Origin of the sequence: uncultured Marinococcus sp., from assembly GCF_947493875.1 — a bacterium.
Classification (GTDB): Bacteria; Bacillota; Bacilli; order Bacillales; family Marinococcaceae; genus Marinococcus.
This window is the reverse complement of the sequence record NZ_CANLSU010000006.1, coordinates 215,647-232,053: the sequence shown is the minus strand read 5'-3', so window position 1 is coordinate 232,053 and position 16,407 is coordinate 215,647. Positions and strand designations below refer to the sequence as shown.

General features: G+C 48.1%; 17 protein-coding genes and 1 other annotated feature (1 of these 18 only partly in view). Of the genes, 16 read left to right on the top strand and 1 reads right to left on the bottom strand.

What is annotated here, in order from left to right; translation table 11 throughout:
- Positions 1–34 precede the first annotated feature (34 nt).
- The gene (locus Q0757_RS13175; protein ID WP_298788198.1) at positions 35–475 is read left to right on the top strand and encodes an ACT domain-containing protein; all 441 of its coding nucleotides are present in this window, start codon (positions 35–37) and stop codon (positions 473–475) included.
- 28 nt (positions 476–503) lie between these two features.
- Positions 504–1,394: a prephenate dehydratase gene (gene pheA, locus Q0757_RS13170; protein ID WP_298788084.1), complete on the top strand. Its 891-nt coding sequence runs from the start codon at positions 504–506 to the stop codon at positions 1,392–1,394.
- Here the strand turns inward: pheA and Q0757_RS13165 are convergent.
- Complete coding sequence (locus Q0757_RS13165) at positions 1,391–1,948, bottom strand: transcription repressor NadR (RefSeq protein WP_298788082.1); 558 nt, start codon at positions 1,946–1,948, stop codon at positions 1,391–1,393. The genes pheA and Q0757_RS13165 overlap by 4 nt on opposite strands.
- A 122-nt stretch (positions 1,949–2,070) precedes the next feature.
- Between Q0757_RS13165 and Q0757_RS13160 the strand changes: the two genes are divergently transcribed.
- From Q0757_RS13160 to dtd, 14 genes are all read left to right on the top strand, one after another.
- Positions 2,071–2,829 (top strand): YebC/PmpR family DNA-binding transcriptional regulator, encoded by a 759-nt coding sequence (locus Q0757_RS13160; protein ID WP_298788079.1) that lies wholly within the window; start codon positions 2,071–2,073, stop codon positions 2,827–2,829.
- Positions 2,830–2,970: 141 nt separating this feature from the next.
- Positions 2,971–3,579: a Holliday junction branch migration protein RuvA gene (ruvA, locus tag Q0757_RS13155; protein WP_298788077.1), complete on the top strand. Its 609-nt coding sequence runs from the start codon at positions 2,971–2,973 to the stop codon at positions 3,577–3,579.
- 24 nt (positions 3,580–3,603) lie between these two features.
- Positions 3,604–4,611 (top strand): Holliday junction branch migration DNA helicase RuvB, encoded by a 1,008-nt coding sequence (ruvB, locus tag Q0757_RS13150; protein WP_298788075.1) that lies wholly within the window; start codon positions 3,604–3,606, stop codon positions 4,609–4,611.
- Positions 4,612–4,727: 116 nt separating this feature from the next.
- Positions 4,728–5,771: a tRNA preQ1(34) S-adenosylmethionine ribosyltransferase-isomerase QueA gene (queA, locus tag Q0757_RS13145; protein ID WP_298788073.1), complete on the top strand. Its 1,044-nt coding sequence runs from the start codon at positions 4,728–4,730 to the stop codon at positions 5,769–5,771.
- Positions 5,768–6,907: a tRNA guanosine(34) transglycosylase Tgt gene (tgt, locus tag Q0757_RS13140; RefSeq protein WP_298788071.1), complete on the top strand. Its 1,140-nt coding sequence runs from the start codon at positions 5,768–5,770 to the stop codon at positions 6,905–6,907. Before queA ends, tgt begins: the two co-directional genes overlap by 4 nt.
- Positions 6,908–6,940: 33 nt before the next feature.
- Positions 6,941–7,192 carry a preprotein translocase subunit YajC gene (gene yajC, locus Q0757_RS13135; RefSeq protein WP_298788070.1) on the top strand — a complete coding sequence of 84 codons (252 nt, stop codon included), beginning with the start codon at positions 6,941–6,943 and terminating at the stop codon, positions 7,190–7,192.
- 110 nt (positions 7,193–7,302) lie between these two features.
- Positions 7,303–7,623, top strand: a complete 321-nt coding sequence (locus Q0757_RS13130; protein WP_298788068.1) for a post-transcriptional regulator — start codon at positions 7,303–7,305, stop codon at positions 7,621–7,623.
- A gap of 155 nt (positions 7,624–7,778) precedes the next feature.
- On the top strand, positions 7,779–9,080 hold the full coding sequence (gene secD / locus Q0757_RS13125; RefSeq protein ID WP_298788065.1) for a protein translocase subunit SecD: 1,302 nt from the start codon (positions 7,779–7,781) through the stop codon (positions 9,078–9,080).
- Positions 9,070–10,020 (top strand): protein translocase subunit SecF, encoded by a 951-nt coding sequence (gene secF / locus Q0757_RS13120; protein WP_298788063.1) that lies wholly within the window; start codon positions 9,070–9,072, stop codon positions 10,018–10,020. Before secD ends, secF begins: the two co-directional genes overlap by 11 nt.
- Positions 10,021–10,119: 99 nt before the next feature.
- Positions 10,120–10,440, top strand: a complete 321-nt coding sequence (locus tag Q0757_RS13115; protein WP_298788061.1) for a lipopolysaccharide assembly LapA domain-containing protein — start codon at positions 10,120–10,122, stop codon at positions 10,438–10,440.
- Between the two features lie 162 nt (positions 10,441–10,602).
- Entirely contained in the window at positions 10,603–12,966 is a 2,364-nt protein-coding gene (gene recJ, locus Q0757_RS13110; RefSeq protein ID WP_298788059.1) for a single-stranded-DNA-specific exonuclease RecJ, read from the top strand.
- On the top strand, positions 12,956–13,477 hold the full coding sequence (locus Q0757_RS13105) for an adenine phosphoribosyltransferase (protein ID WP_298788057.1): 522 nt from the start codon (positions 12,956–12,958) through the stop codon (positions 13,475–13,477). Before recJ ends, Q0757_RS13105 begins: the two co-directional genes overlap by 11 nt.
- A gap of 200 nt (positions 13,478–13,677) precedes the next feature.
- Positions 13,678–15,858, top strand: a complete 2,181-nt coding sequence (locus Q0757_RS13100) for a bifunctional (p)ppGpp synthetase/guanosine-3',5'-bis(diphosphate) 3'-pyrophosphohydrolase (protein WP_298788055.1) — start codon at positions 13,678–13,680, stop codon at positions 15,856–15,858.
- A gap of 30 nt (positions 15,859–15,888) precedes the next feature.
- Positions 15,889–16,347 (top strand): D-aminoacyl-tRNA deacylase, encoded by a 459-nt coding sequence (gene dtd, locus Q0757_RS13095; protein ID WP_298788053.1) that lies wholly within the window; start codon positions 15,889–15,891, stop codon positions 16,345–16,347.
- 43 nt (positions 16,348–16,390) lie between these two features.
- Positions 16,391–16,407, top strand: a binding site (T-box leader) (it continues 209 nt past the right edge of the window).

Sequence of the window (16,407 nt, the reverse complement as noted above, 5' to 3'; positions counted from 1 at the left end):
ATAAAAGAGTGTGGTGAAAGCAGTGGCAGACAGAATTGATCATTTCTATCTTGTGCGGGAAGATCTGTTGACAGATGCAATGCAGAAAACGTTGGAAGCAAAAGCACTGCTCGAAAGCGGCAAGGTGCAAAAGGTGGCCGAAGCGGTTCAGCATGTGGATCTGAGCCGCAGCGCATTTTACAAATACCGCGACGCTATTTTTCCGTTCCATACAATGATACAGGAGCAGATTATTACATTATCGATTCAGCTTGCCGATCGTTCCGGCTCTCTGTCGGAGCTGCTGCGTATTGTAGCGGAAGCGAATTCAAACGTGCTTACTATTAATCAGACAATCCCGCTGCAGGGGCGGGCAAATATCACGCTGACTGTGGATACGTCGGCGCTCAGTCTGGAAATCCGTGACTTTGTACGCAAAATTCAGGGAATGGAATTTGTTGAAAAGGCTGAAATAGTTGGGTCCGGATCACTGTAAAGAGTAGAAAGGTAAAGGAGTGGAGAGAGTGAAGCGAGTGGGATATCTTGGCCCAAGGGGAACTTTTACAGAAATGGCGGCCCGGGTGCTCTTTCATGAGCAGGTGCTCGAGCCCTTTGATACGATTGCAGAAGGGATGAAGCTGACGCAGCAGCAGGAGATAGATATTGCTGTCGTGCCGCTTGAAAATGCGATCGAAGGCTCGGTGAATGTGACCCTGGATTATTTGATTCATAAGCATGAACTGCCGATTATTGGAGAAGTGACTGTGCCCATTGAGCAGCACCTGCTGGCTCTTCCAGAGGAAAAGGAGCAATGGGAGCAGGCGGAATTTGTGCATTCACACCCGCATGCCATTGCCCAGTGCCATGAGTTTTTAAGCCGGTGGATGCCGGAAACAAAAGCGCAGTTTACAAATTCCACCAGTGCCGCTGCGAAAAAGGTGAGCGAGGGTACAGCTGAAGGCGTAGTAATTGCGACCAGATTGGCTGCGGAGCAGTACGGCCTTGAGATCGTGAAGGAAAATATTCATGACTATACAAATAACCATACCCGCTTTGTGGTGCTCGCTGGCAGTGAAGACCGGGCGGAAAGTCTTTCTGAAGAAAAGAAAGTAACGGAGAGAACGACGATGGTCATTACGCTCCCTTCTGACTATCCAGGTGCTTTGCATCAAGTTCTTGCGGCCTTTTCGTGGCGGAAATTAAATTTAACAAAAATTGAATCCCGGCCAATGAAGACCGGGATTGGAAATTACTTTTTTGTCATGGACGTAGAGCAGCCAGAGGACGATGTCTTGATTCCAGGCGTTATTGCGGAGCTTGAAGCGCTGGGCTTTGGAGTCCGGGTTCTCGGACATTATCCGTGCTTTGAGCTCTCTTCGGCAGAAGCGAAAGTAGACAGCAGGACGACAGGTTAATTATCTTCGCTGATCAGGTAGGAGTGGCTTTGTAAAGCCTCCAGCAAAACATCGAACTGAGCGTGCGAAGGAATTTCAATGGTATGAAGGTGCACACCGGCAGTCAGTTCCGAGAGCATGGAAGCATTTGTATTTTTCATGTTTTTGATAAAGCGGTCCGCGTCAATCCGGCTTTCGATCATTAAGGATGCGGTAATGTCACCGTAAACGGGATGCTCGACGGACACATCAACAATCTTCCCACCGTGGTCTACAATTAAGTACAGCTCCTTGAGAGTGCTGGCCGGATCGGAAGGGTGGGAGACGGCTACGCGTTTTTGTACCGTCTGGTCTGTGTTCTTATTCTGAATAATAATATAGCCCTGGGACGTGGCGAGAATTGGATGCCCCTGGGCTTTCAGTAACGACATGTCCTGGACGATGACCTGGCGGCTGACGCTCGCTCTTGAAGCAAGAGAGCTACCGGTCAGTGGCCGGACGGACATTTCAAGCCATTCGAGCAGCTGACTGCGCCGATCGGCACCGAGCATTTTTTTTGAAGAATCTTTAGGCATGGTAATACCTCGCTTTGTAGGTTGTTACTCTATATCATAGCGGTAAGATGTTTTTATTGTAAATTAAAAACAGCCGCCATTTTATTCTATACCAGGCTGTGAAGATAGGAAGGAGAATCGTAATGGCAGGACATTCGAAATGGAATAATATTAAGCGCCGTAAAGAAGCTCAGGACTCCAGGCGGGCAAAAATATTCACGAAATTATCGAAGGAAATTTTCGCCGCTGTCCGGGAGGCAGGAGATGACCCCGACCAGAATCTTCGTTTGCGTATGGCGATTACAAAAGCACGGGCAGCGAACATTCCAAATGAAAATATTACGCGGACCATCAAAAAAGCAAAAGGCCAGGGAGCGGAATTGCAGTACGAAGAAATGACGTACGAAGGGTACGGTCCTGGCGGAGCGGCTGTAATGGTAAAAACGTTAACTGACAATAAAAACCGGACTGTAGCGGATATTCGTGCCGCTTTTAATAAAAATGGAGGCAACCTCGGAGAGAATGGCTGCGTTTCTTTTCTTTTCAACAAAGAGGGCTTTCTGGCCGTAGACCGTGAAAACGTTGAAGCTGATGAAGACACGTTCATGCTGGAGGCCGTAGAAGCCGGGGCGGATGACGTGGAGTACGATGACCACGGATTTTATATTTACACTGAACCCGATGATTTCGAAGCTGTAAAAGGGGCTATGGAGCATACGTATCATTTTTCCACGGCAGAGGTCACCATGATTCCGGAAACGAAAGCCCATTTAGAAGATGAACATGCCCGGAAGATGCTCAAATTGATCGACGCGCTTGAAGATAACGATGATGTACAGAGCGTGTACCATAACTTTGAAGCAGAAGAAGAGCAGATGGAACGTCTGGAAGTCTCCTCGTAAACCTTTCACCCCACCGGTGGAAGGTTTTTAATGCGCAGGCCTTTGGCAGAGTGGGCGAATAGTCATTTTTCAACTGGGGCGATCTTTGCTATGATATAGGAAAGCATGTTCGCATTTTAATAAAGCAAGGAGAGGACGACAGTGATCGAATTCGTAAAAGGACGTGTGGATCATATAAAAGGCGACACGATCACGATTGAAAACAACGGGATCGGCTATTTAATCTATTGTTCCAACCCTTTTGTATTTAACGGCCAGCAGGCGGATGAAGAAACAGTAGTTTATACATATCAGTATGTTAAAGAAGATGTAAACCGTCTGTACGGCTTTCGTTCAAGAAAAGAGCGCGAGCTGTTTGAACAGCTGCTTCAGGTGTCGGGAATAGGGCCGAAGGGCGCTCAGGCTATTCTTGCATCCGGGGATCCGGGGCAGGTGGTGGGAGCTATTGAAAATGAAGACGAAACGTTTTTAACGAAATTTCCGGGAGTCGGTAAAAAAACAGCAAAGCAGATGATTATCGATCTGAAAGGGAAATTGACCGGCGTTTATGATGCGGTAACAGTAGCGGGGGCACCAGTATCCCTGCTTGACGAGCAGCAGCCGGGTGGAGATCTTGAGGAAGCGCTTGAAGCACTGACGGCCCTTGGATACGGAGAAAAAGAAATCAAAAAAGTGCGCCCTCATTTGGAAAAAGAACAGTTGAGTGCAGATGAATATGTAAGAAAAGCTCTGCAGTGGATGCTCACATAGCAGAAAACGGAGGAGGAAAAATTCTTGGAAGATAGAATTGTTTCCCAGGAAGCAGAATCAGGAGAAGACTTGGTGGAACAAAGCATTCGCCCGGACCGGCTTCGGGAATATATTGGCCAGCGAAAAGTAAAGGAAAACCTGGAGGTATTTATTGAAGCGGCGAAGCTCCGGGAAGAGCCGCTTGACCATACTTTGCTTTACGGGCCTCCCGGTCTTGGAAAAACGACGCTTGCCATGATTATTGCGCGTGAGATGGATGTAAACATTCGGACAACGAGCGGTCCGGCTATTGAAAGGCCCGGAGATCTTGCCGCAGTCATGACAGCACTCGAGCCCGGTGACGTACTTTTTATCGATGAAATACACCGGCTCCCCCGGGCAGTGGAGGAAGTGCTGTACCCGGCAATGGAGGATTTTTGCATCGATATTGTAATTGGCAAGGACAGCTCTGCGCGGTCTGTCCGCCTTGATCTCCCCCCTTTCACTCTGATTGGCGCCACTACGAGAGCAGGTCTTCTCTCTGCACCGCTCAGAGATCGATTCGGCGTACACGCACGCCTGGAATACTATGTGGAGGAGGACCTGGCTGAAATCGTCCGGCGTTCGGGAGATTTATTCCAGCTTAATATTGATAAAGGAGCAGCCTACGAACTCGCCAGAAGATCCCGGGGGACCCCGCGGGTGGTGAACCGGCTGCTGCGAAGGGTTCGTGATTTTGCCCAGGTGCAGGGGGACGGAAGCATCACGATGGAGCTGGCAAATCATGCCCTGGAACGACTGCAGGTGGATAAGCTCGGCCTTGACCACATTGATCATAAATACCTGCTCGGCTTAATTGAGACCTTCCGGGGCGGTCCGGCCGGCGTGGAGGCGATAGCAGCAAAAATTGGAGAAGAGGCCCACACGCTCGAAGATGTGTATGAACCGTATTTAATGCAGATCGGATTTCTGCAGCGGACGCCACGAGGAAGAAAAGCAGCTCCGCTTGCGTATGAGCATTTTGGTTATCCGTATCAGGAAGAAAATACATGAGCCATGCTTGAGTAGCCAGCACTTTGTGGTGCTGGATTTCTTTCGTGCATAAAACGGTAAATTCCTATATAATAGCTTTTGGTTTTACGTGATTGAACGAATAGGAAGGGTTAGCCATGAATATAAATGAATTTGATTTTGAACTGCCTGAGGAGCTTATCGCGCAGCATCCGCTGAAAGAACGGGATCAGTCCCGGCTGCTTGTGATGAATACGAAGGAAGAGACCATTGCGCATGAACGCTTTCATCAGATTGAAGACCACCTTGAGGCTGGTGACTGTTTAGTGCTAAACAACACAAAAGTTTGGCCGGCAAGGCTCATTGGTGAAAAGAAAGAAACGGGTGCAGGGATAGAAGTGCTGCTGCTGCAGCAGGAGGGCGACACGTGGGAAACGCTTGTGAAGCCGGCGAAACGAGTAAAACCGGGGACCGTAGTCACCTTCGGGGACGGACGTTTGACGGCAGAATGCACGAAGGTGCTTGATCACGGGGGCCGGGAGATGGTGTTCACCTATGACGGTATTTTTCTTGAAATTCTCGAGGAACTCGGCGAAATGCCCCTGCCTCCTTATATCAAAGAAAAACTTGAAGACCAGGACCGTTACCAGACTGTGTACGCCGAGCATTACGGCTCCGCTGCAGCTCCTACGGCAGGGCTTCACTTTACAACGGAGCTGCTTGAACGACTGAAGGCAAAAGGGGTTCAAACGGCGCATGTAACGCTGCATGTCGGCCTCGGGACGTTTCGCCCGGTGTCCGCCGAAACGGTAGAGGAGCATGACATGCATGCGGAATTTTATCATCTCCCGCAGGAAACAGCTGAAATTTTAAATGAAACGAAAACGGCAGGCAAACGTATAATTGCAGTGGGGACGACGTCAGCGCGTACGCTCGAAACCGTGGCAGGTAAACAGGAAAATAAATTTATGGAAGCAAAAGGCTGGACGGATATTTTCATTTATCCAGGCTACACGTTCCAGGGAATCGACGCGCTTTTGACCAATTTCCATCTGCCAAAATCGACACTGGTGATGCTTGTGAGCGCTCTGGCCGGGAAGCAATTTCTTTTCCGTGCATACGGGGAAGCTATACGAGAGAGGTACCGTTTTTTCAGTTTTGGAGATGCAATGCTTATACACTCGGGAGGAAATAACGAATGACCGCAGTAACATACGAACATATTAAGACGTGCCGGCAGTCAGGAGCGAGGCTCGGCAAAGTGCACACCCCGCACGGGTCGTTTGACACTCCAGCCTTTATGCCGGTGGGGACGCTTGCCACCGTAAAAACATTGAGCCCGGAGGAACTGGAGTCGATGGGCGCAGGAATGATTTTAAGCAACACGTATCATTTATGGATACGGCCCGGTGAAGATATCGTGGAAGAAGCAGGCGGCCTGCATAAATTCATGAACTGGAACAAGCCAATTCTAACCGATTCCGGAGGATTTCAGGTCTTCAGCCTGAGCAAGCTGCGGGATATTAAAGAAGAAGGCGTTCATTTTCGGAATCATATTTCCGGAGCCAAACTATTTCTCTCCCCGGAAAAAGCGATGCAGATTCAAAATTCTCTTGGTGCCGACGTGATGATGGCATTTGACGAGTGTCCGCCTTATCCGGCCGAGGAAGAATACATGAAAGCATCTGTTGAACGGACGACCAGATGGGCCGAGCGTTGTCTTGAGGCACATACACGCCCGGAGGATCAGGCATTGTTTGGAATCGTGCAGGGCGGGGATTACCGGCATTTGCGTGAAAAATCTGCAAAAGAGTTGATTTCAATGGACTTTCCGGGTTACGCTATAGGCGGATTATCTGTTGGAGAGCCGAAGGAAACGATGAACCGAGTGCTGGAATATACGGCTCCGCTTCTCCCTCAAAACAAACCACGCTACTTGATGGGAGTCGGGTCGGCAGATGCGTTAATTGATGGATCTATCCGAGGGATAGATATGTTTGATTGCGTTCTTCCAACCAGAATCGGTCGAAACGGAACGTGTATGACAAGCAAAGGCAGACTGGTCGTAAGAAACGCTTCAAATGCCAGGGACTTCCGTCCGATCGATGAGGCGTGCGGGTGCTATACCTGCCGTAATTATTCAAGGGCTTACATCCGGCATCTGATCAAAAGTGAAGAAACGTTCGGCGTCCGGCTTACTTCGTACCATAACTTGTATTTTCTACTGTCCTTAATGCAGCAAGTACGCGAGGCTATCCAGCAAGATCGTCTGCTCGATTTTCGGGAAACTTTTTTTGAACAATACGGCTTTAACCGTCCGGATGCTAAAAATTTCTAGATCGGGGAAGCTAAAGGGACAAGGGGTGAAACAGTGAGTACAATTATCGTATTGGTTTTGATGTTTCTCATATTCTATTTCCTTTTGATTCGTCCGCAGCAAAAGCAGCAGAAGCGGATCAAGGAAATGCATGCGAATCTGCAAAAGGGTGACCGTATCGTTACTATCGGCGGTATACACGGCACTATTGATGCTATTGATGAAAACAAACTTATCGTGGATGTAGACGGCAGCATGAAATTGACGTTTGACCGGAACGCGGTCCGCGAAACAGTAAATGAATAGCTTGTATAGAATTCCCGTTTACAAATAAACGGGAATTTTTTCATCCTGTGAGAAAAGTATGTTTGCCACATCTTCATGGTTAAGTATAATGAAAAGCAGGAGGTGTTCTGATGGAGGAAGTCTGGGAAGAATGGAAGGCGGTTGTTTATCCGGCACTTGAGAGCAAAGTGAAGGAATTTGAAACACTGGGCTACAAAAACATACATATAAACGAAATATGGGAAATGAGCATAAGCCAGATGAAAAAACGGCGGGATACTCCGGCATTACATACAATTGTGCAAACGATTCTGCATATGAAAATGCACGACTACATGCAGCAGAAAACGATCGAATCGTACAAAGAGATCGAGCAAAAGAAAAACTATGATGATGCTCTGGAAGAAATACTGGCCCAGGTGAGCGGCAATGTAGCAGAAAAGGTCGATTGACATTTAATTCTGCGCATACGTATAATTGCTCTTGTTTGAGAAACAAGGAACGTATACAGGAGAGAAGGACCAGACGGAGCGCTCCGTTCTGGTTTATTTATGGGAGCAGAAGCATCATATAACGGCGGATCGAAGCACGGAAGGATGAACCTGTAATGGTAAAGAAATCAAGGATTGTTTATTTCTTTTTAATTATTTTTGCGCTGGCGGCATTAATGATTCCGACGTCGGAAAAAATTGTGAACGGCATTGATCTTGGGCTGGATCTTCAGGGCGGATTTGAAGTGCTCTATGAGGTGGAGCCTCAGGAAGAAGGGCAGGAAATCACAGACGAAACGCTGCAGAACACGGTAGCTGCCCTGACGCAGCGGGTAAACATTTTAGGTGTATCTGAGCCGAATATTACCATTGAAGGGGATAACCGTATACGTGTTCAGCTCGCTGGAGTCGAAGACCAGCAGGCTGCACGGGAGCTGCTTTCCACAGAAGCCGACCTAAGCATTAGGGACGTGGACAATAACGAGCGGCTGTCCGGAAGCGATATCCAGGAAAACACCGCTTCGGTAAACTTCGACGACGCAAACAACCCTATCGTCACCGTTTCTCTAAAAGACGGTGATCAGTTTGGCGAAGTAACAGAAAACATCATTAACGAATACTCGTTTCCAGACAATCGGCTGGTGATCTGGCTTGATTATGAAGAGGGGGACTCCTACGAAGAAGAAGCAACGAAGGATGATCCGAAATTTATTTCTGCCCCCGCAGTAGATGAGCCGCTGTATACCCAGGATATTCAGATTGAAGGGGACTTTAGCGTAGAAGAAGCAGAAAACCTTGCGGACATTTTGAATTCAGGATCGCTTCCTGTGGAGCTCGAAGAAGTATACTCGAACTCGGTTGGTGCTTCATTGGGTGAACAGGCTATGGACAAAACCATTTTTGCGACGTTTATCGGCGTCGGGCTGATTTTCTTATTCATGCTCGTATTCTATCGCTTTACTGGCTTTATAGCGGTATTAACACTTAGTACATATATTTATTTTGTGCTGGCAGTATTCAACTTTATCCAGGGCGTGCTGACGCTTCCGGGAATAGCGGCGCTTGTCCTTGGGGTCGGTATGGCTGTGGATGCGAATATTATTACGTACGAACGGATTAAAGAGGAGATCAAATACGGAAGATCCATTTTATCGGCGTACCGTTCGGGAGCAAGACGATCTCTCGGCACGATTATTGACGCGAACGTAACAACACTAATCGCTGCCGGGGTGCTTTTCTACTTTGGCACAAGCTCGGTGCAGGGCTTTGCTTTGATGCTGATTGTGAGCATACTTGTAAGCTTCATTACGGCAGTGCTTGGGACAAGGCTGCTTCTCGGCCTATGGGTGAACAGCCGGATCTTTAATAAAAAACCGAAAGTGTTTGGCGTAAAGGAGCGTGACATCCATGAACCTTAATAACAGCAGGAAGATCTTAAAACGGGTGATTCCTTTCGTCAAATTCCGGAATGTCTTTTTCCTGATTACTCTCGCATATATTCTTGCCGGAGGCATCCTTTTGTCAACGATCGGTTTGAACCTGGGCATCGATTTTCAAAGCGGCTCAAGAGTAGAGGTTTCAGCGGACGAGCCGCTGACCGAGGAGCAGGTGCGCTCGGATTTTGAAGCAGTGGAAGCGGATTTGGAGCCAGATGATATTACGCTTGGTGGAGAAAATAATACAATTGCTTCCGCACGGTTTATCGGGGAGCTTTCCCAGGAGGAAATAGCTGCGGTGCAGACGTATTTTGAAGAAGAATACGGAAGTATTCCAAATACAAGTACTGTCTCCCCGCAGGTCGGCCAGGAGCTGGCGCAGAACGCATTTATATCTGTGCTGATTGCATCGGTCGGACTGATAATTTATATCACGATCCGCTTTCAGTTTTTATACGGAGTGGCTTCAATTATTGCCCTGCTCCATGATGCATTTTTCATTATTGGCTTTTTCAGCCTGCTGCAGGTGGAAGTGAACGTGCCGTTTATTGCGGCGGTTCTGACGATTGTAGGGTATTCCATTAACGATACGATTGTAACGTTTGACCGTATCAGAGAAAACATGCCTCAGACAGAAGAGATTGAATCGTTTGAAGACCTCGCAGAAGTAGTGGACGTCAGCCTGAACCAGACGCTCACGCGTTCCATCAATACTGTGCTGACAGTAGTGTTCGCGGCTGCAGCCCTGTTTATTTTCGGCGGCGAAGGCATACGGTCTTTTTCTCTGGCCCTGCTTGTCGGCCTGGTCGCTGGTACGTATTCCTCCATTTTCCTGGCTGCCCAGCTGTGGATGATCTGGAACTGGAAAAAAATTAAACGGGACCGTGAAAAGGCGCCGGCTGAAGAAGAGCCGGAATCCTGAAATGAAAGCCTCCCTTCTGAAAGGGAGGCTTTTTATGGTTATTTTTGCAATTATACGGGTATAATAAAGTAGAACACAGACTGTGAAAGGAGTGAAAGGATGAAAGCACAAACAGGTTTAATCATGGGACTCATTTTAGCACTTATTATCGCTGTTTTTGCCGTGATTAATGTAAATAGTGTAGAAGTGAATTTGTTGTTTGGCACTGGAGAATGGCCGCTTATTATCGTAATTTTGGTTTCTGTACTACTTGGAGCGATGGTGGCAGGATTTCTCAGCATGTTCCGTATCTATAAACTGAAAGCAGAAGTGCGCCGTCTCCGGAAAGCCTCGGACGAGCACAGCGCCTCTGTCGGTTCCAGAACAACCGGCACGACGCATGAAGATAGCGATAAAGGAAAATCCAGCCGTTCATCATAAATTCAGTAATTTTTGCTTCTTTTCCCGTTGGAGGGAAGAGAAGCTTTTTTGTGAGGCTGCATACAGATAAAATAGCTTTTATCCCGTAAGTATTTTCGATACAATAGTGAGTGCAGACAAGGATCATTTGAAACGCTAAAGCAAGAAAAGAGGAAAAGAGATATGCTGCAGTCACGAACAAGATGGCACCAGCCCGAAGTGGACGAACGTCTTGCAGAACAGCTTAAAAATGAATTGAATGTAAGTGTTATATCTGCGCGGCTGCTCGCTGCAAGAGGGTTTGAAACAGCAGAGAAAGTTCGGCAGATGATTCATAATGACTGGTCTATTGTACATAACCCGTATTTGCTTGATGGAATGGAAAAAGCTGTCCGGCGTATTCAGCAGGCAGTTGAAAATAAAGAACGAATACTCGTATTTGGAGATTACGATGCGGACGGAGTGTCGAGTACAACTATTATGATCCGGCTCTTAACCGAGCTTGGTGCTTCATTTGGCTGGTACATTCCGAACCGTTTTACGGAAGGGTACGGACCGAATGTGCCGGCTTTTCAATCGGCACATGATGAAGGAGCTTCACTCATTATAACCGTCGACACGGGCATTGCAGCAGTTAATGAAATTCAGACCGCCAATGATTTAGGCATGGATGTTATTATTACCGACCACCACGAGCCGCCTCCGGAGCTGCCGCCTGCATATGCGATCATTAATCCGAAGAAACCGGGTTGCACGTACCCGTTTAAGGAGCTCGCCGGTGTCGGAGTCGCCTATAAATTAGCACATGCTCTTCTTACCGAGGAGCCTGTTCACTGGCTCGATATTGTCACGCTTGGCACGATCAGTGACCTTGTACCTCTCGTGGAGGAAAATCGGCTGTTTGTGCAGCGGGGACTCGATCTTTTAACGAACAGTAAACTCCCAGGTGTCCAGGCGTTAAAACGAATATGCAGTATTGAAGGGGAGCAGCTGGAGGAAGACCATGTCGGCTTTGCAATGGGGCCGCGTTTGAATGCAGCGGGTCGCATGGAGGAAGCGGATCCCGCTGTGCATCTTCTGACTGCAGCTACGCTTGACGAAGCAGAATCGTGGGCGGAAATGATCGATGACCTGAACAATGAACGCAAAACGCTTGTTGAGAGCATGACCAAGGAAGCGGTGGAGGAAGTAGAAACTAATTTTCCCGTGGAGGACAATCCATTTATCATTGTTGCAGGAAAAGGATGGAACGCCGGTGTTATTGGCATCGTGGCCAGCCGTCTGGTGGAACGGTATTACCGACCGGTGATCGTTATGAGCATTGATGCAGCAAGCGGGGAAGCCAAGGGCTCGGCAAGAAGCATCGAAGGCTTCGATATGTTCCAGGAGCTTTCGAAAAACCGTGACGTGCTCCAAAAATTCGGGGGCCACCCAATGGCGGCTGGCATGTCGTTGGACCCTGCAGATATCGATACCCTGAGAACCCGCATGGTAGGCCAGGCGAAAGAAACGCTGAGCAGTGAACTGATGGTTCCGGCGACACATATTGACGTGCATGTTTCGGTAAATGACATTACAATTGAGGCGGTCGAAGACCTGCGGAATCTTGCGCCGTTTGGTGTCGGTAATCCAAAGCCGGTTTTCCGGATTGAAAAAACGGTTCTCGAATCCGTGAAAACGATAGGAGCATCGAAAAATCACTTGAAGATGGCACTCGCTGCCGGTGGAAAAAAACTTGATTGTGTCGGCTTTCATCTCGGATATTTATCGAAAAGCCTGACAGAAAATGAAGAGGTTTCCGTCGTTGGGGAACTGAGCATCAATGAATGGAACGGTTTCCGTAAGCCGCAGTTATTTTTAAGAGACGCGAAGGTGGAGCAGATTCAAGTATTTGACCGCAGAAAAGAAAAACAGGTGACGTTTACGGACAATACAGATACAGCGGTGCTGGCTTTTACAGAAGAGCAGCAAAAAGAGCTGGCGGCATCTGCCGGGCACGCAGCCATTCTTAACGGAACCGATATAAAAGGCCGCCTGCACCACGCGTCCAATGTAGTGATAGCAGATATGCCGGCTTCGCTTGATATGCTCAAGCAGGCGCTTGCGGAGTTCCCACAGGCGGCGAATGTTTATGTATACTTTCATGGAAGAGAAAAAGCATATTTTCATTCGATGCCTTCAAGAGAGCAGTTCAAATGGTATTACGCTTTCCTGAAAAAGCGTAGTTCGTTTGACCTGAACAGTCAGGGCAGGAAGCTGGCCGAGCATAAACAGTGGAAAACGGAAGATTTGTTTTTCATGAGCCAAGTGTTTTTTGAATTAGGTTTTGTTAAAATGGAAGATGCAGTTGTCACGGCAGAAGAAAAGCCAGCGAAAAAGGATTTAACTGACTCCTCCTCCTACCAGGAAAAAATGGAGGCTAGAAATGTCGAGCAGGAACTGATGTTTACTCCGTTTCCGCAATTAAAAAAACGGATCCTTTCCTGGCTGCCGGAGAAGGACGAAACTATATTAGATGTAAGGAAGAAGGTAAACCATGGACTTTAAAGATTACATAACAGTGATCGAGGATTTTCCTGAAAAGGGCATCCGATTTAAGGATATTACAACTCTTATGCAGAACGGTCCTGTGTACCGGCAGGCCATTGACAGCATGATCGAATTTGCCGGAAAGCACGATATTGATGTGATTGTCGGCCCGGAAGCGAGAGGATTTGTAGTTGGATGCCCGGTTGCTTATGCAATGGAAAAAGCATTTGTACCGATCCGAAAAGAAGGCAAGCTGCCGCGGGAAACCATTACGGAGGATTACGGCCTGGAATACGGGGAGGCAAGCCTGTCGATTCATACGGATGCCATTAAACCCGGCCAGCGGGTGCTTATCACTGATGATCTGCTTGCTACTGGCGGTACTGTAAGAGCTACTGTGCAGCTGGTGGAAAAGCTGGGTGGAGTTGTGGCAGGCCTCGCATTCTTCATCGAGCTTTCCTATCTGGATGCAAGAAACAACAAAGAACTGAATGACTATAATGTCTATTCTTTAGTCACGTTTGATTAATACGGATATTTGTCTTAAGCCCCCTGCCAACCAGTGGTTCGGGGGTTATTATTATACCTGGAGAAGCCAGCGGCGAAAAAAAGGCTTGAGGCTTGAAATTAGAGCCAATTAGCGTTATATTTCTTCATATTCAGATATTTATGTCCGGTAGATATACCGTGTATCTATTATAAGGTGGAAAGGCGAATAAGGGTGATTCCATGACGATTGATGAAGTAATGGAAAAAGCGGGCGTTTATTTATCCGAAGCGAATGTCGCTTTTTTGGATAAAGCTTATCATTATGCAGAAAAAGCCCATCAGGAGCAATACCGGAAGTCAGGCGAGCCTTACATCCTGCACCCTATTCAGGTAGCCGGTATTCTCATAGAACTGCAGTTGGATCCTGATACGATCGCGGCTGCTTTTATGCATGATGTGGTAGAAGACACAGAAGTGACCGTCGAAGACCTCGAACGGGAATTTAACAGCGAAGTGGCTATGCTTGTAGACGGTGTCACGAAGCTGAAAAAGATTAAATACAAATCAAAGGAACAGCAGCAGGCGGAAAACCACCGCAAGATGGTGGTCGCAATGGCCAAGGATATCCGGGTGATCCTGATAAAGCTTGCAGACCGCCTGCACAACATGCGGACCCTGAAGCATCTTCCACCGGAGAAACAGCGCCGCATTTCTAATGAAACACTGGAAATTTTTGCCCCGCTTGCTCATCGATTAGGTATTTCCACAATCAAATGGGAGCTTGAGGACACGGCGCTCCGTTACCTCGAGCCCCAGCAGTATTATCGTATCGTGAATTTGATGAAACAAAAGCGCGCCGAACGGGAAGAATATATCGACCAGGTGATTGATAACATTCAGGAAAACGTGAATGATTTGAAAATCAATGCCGAAATGTACGGGCGGCCGAAGCATATTTACAGCATTTACCGAAAAATGGTGAAGGATAAAAAGCAGTTTAATGAAATTTATGACCTGCTGGCCGTACGTATTATAGTTGACAGCATTAAGGACTGCTACGCTGTTCTTGGAATCATTCACACCTGCTGGAAGCCGATGCCGGGCCGGTTCAAGGACTATATCGCCATGCCGAAGGCGAATATGTACCAGTCTCTTCATACGACCGTCATCGGACCGAACGGAGAGCCTCTTGAGGTACAGATCCGCTCGAGGGAAATGCACCGTATCGCTGAATTTGGTGTGGCAGCCCACTGGGCCTATAAGGAAGGCAAGGACGCACAGAACAAACAGTCCCTTGAAGATAAGCTCACCTGGTTCCGGGAGATTCTGGAATGGCAGGACGATACGCCGGATGCCCAGGAGTTTATGGAATCGCTCAAGATCGACTTATTTTCCGATATGGTGTTTGTGTTTACGCCAAAGGGCGATGTTATCGAGCTCCCGCGGGGCTCAGTGCCGATTGATTTTGCCTATCGGATTCATACGGAGATCGGCAACCGCTCGATTGGGGCAAAGGTAAATGGTAAAATGGTGCCGCTTGACCATGAGCTGACCACCGGCGATATTGTAGAAATGCTTACATCCAAGCATTCCTACGGTCCAAGCCAGGATTGGCTGAAGCTGACGAAAAGCTCTCATGCCAAAAACAAAATTAAGCAGTTCTTCAAAAAGGAACGTCGTGAAGAAAATATTCAAAAAGGCCGTGAAATGGTGGAGCGTGAGCTGCGGGCGCAAAACTACGAGCCAAAAGAGATATTAAACGAAGAAAACCGTCAGGAAACAGCCGACAAATTCAGCTTTTCCAATGATGAAGATATGTTTGCAGCAGTGGGGTATAACGGCGTCAGTCCGAAGCAGATTGTCACAAGGCTGACCGACCGGGCCCGCCAAGAGCAGGAACAGGCCGCCGAGCAAAAGTCTGTGGCTGAAGCTGTCAAAGACGTACAGCCGACAACGCCGACGAGAAAAACCGGAGCCGGAGTGAGGGTCAAAGGCGTCGATAACCTGCTCGTACGGTTGTCCCGGTGCTGTAACCCAGTCCCTGGTGATGAAATCGTAGGCTTTATTACGAAGGGCCGGGGCGTATCCGTGCACCGGAGTGACTGTCCAAATATTAAAAACGAGGATTCGGAACCGCGTCTATTGTCTGTGGAATGGGAAGGCGCGGCTGAGAAATCGAAAAACTACAATGTGGATATTGAAGTGACCGGCTATGACCGGCGCGGGCTTTTAAACGCTGTGCTGCAGGCGGTTACTGAAACGAAAACCAACATGAGTGCTGTCAGCGGCAAGGCAGATAAGAACAAAATGGCTATTATTCATGTAACCGTAAATATCAGCAATACTGATCATCTGCGCCGGGTCGTGGATAGAATTAAGGGGCTCCCTGACATTTATTCCGTGCGGCGGGTGATGCATTAACGATTTGCAGAAGAGAAAGGGTCGTTCAGCGTGAAGGTGGTACTGCAGAGAAGCAAGGAGGCGGCGTGCCGCGTCGGGGATGAAGTAACAGGAGAAATATCTTCAGGACTGGTGCTTTTTGTAGGCATTCACGGAGAAGATACGGAAAAGGACCTGGCATGGATGGCAGAGAAGGTGAGCAATCTCCGCGTGTTTGAGGATGAAGCGGGGAAAATGAACCGGTCGGTGCTCGATGTGGGCGGCCGCGTGTTATCTATTCCTCAGTTCACGCTTTACGGCAATACGCAGAAAGGGCGCCGGCCGAACTTTATGGAGGCGGCACCGCCGGAGCAGGCCAAAGCGTATTACCTCCAGTTTAACGAACTTCTTGCAGAACAAAGCGTTCACGTGGAAACCGGAGTGTTTGGTGCGGATATGGATATATCTCTTACGAATGACGGACCGGTGACGCTCATACTGGATTCCCCGAAAAGCCAGGGAAATGGTTGACAATCCCCGGGAAGATTCGTAAGATTGTTTTACAGAAGAACAGCTAAAGCCGATGATAAA

Excerpts from the sequence above, each read along its gene's own strand:
- Q0757_RS13165 (WP_298788082.1), bottom strand. The coding sequence starts at position 1,948 with ATGCCTAAAGATTCTTCAAAAAAAATGCTCGGTGCCGATCGGCGCAGT.
- Q0757_RS13160 (WP_298788079.1), top strand. The coding sequence starts at position 2,071 with ATGGCAGGACATTCGAAATGGAATAATATTAAGCGCCGTAAAGAAGCT.
- queA (WP_298788073.1), top strand. The coding sequence starts at position 4,728 with ATGAATATAAATGAATTTGATTTTGAACTGCCTGAGGAGCTTATCGCG.
- tgt (WP_298788071.1), top strand. The coding sequence starts at position 5,768 with ATGACCGCAGTAACATACGAACATATTAAGACGTGCCGGCAGTCAGGA.
- Q0757_RS13130 (WP_298788068.1), top strand. The coding sequence starts at position 7,303 with ATGGAGGAAGTCTGGGAAGAATGGAAGGCGGTTGTTTATCCGGCACTT.
- secD (WP_298788065.1), top strand. The coding sequence starts at position 7,779 with ATGGTAAAGAAATCAAGGATTGTTTATTTCTTTTTAATTATTTTTGCG.
- secF (WP_298788063.1), top strand. The coding sequence starts at position 9,070 with ATGAACCTTAATAACAGCAGGAAGATCTTAAAACGGGTGATTCCTTTC.
- Q0757_RS13115 (WP_298788061.1), top strand. The coding sequence starts at position 10,120 with ATGAAAGCACAAACAGGTTTAATCATGGGACTCATTTTAGCACTTATT.
- recJ (WP_298788059.1), top strand. The coding sequence starts at position 10,603 with ATGCTGCAGTCACGAACAAGATGGCACCAGCCCGAAGTGGACGAACGT.
- Q0757_RS13105 (WP_298788057.1), top strand. The coding sequence starts at position 12,956 with ATGGACTTTAAAGATTACATAACAGTGATCGAGGATTTTCCTGAAAAG.
- Q0757_RS13100 (WP_298788055.1), top strand. The coding sequence starts at position 13,678 with ATGACGATTGATGAAGTAATGGAAAAAGCGGGCGTTTATTTATCCGAA.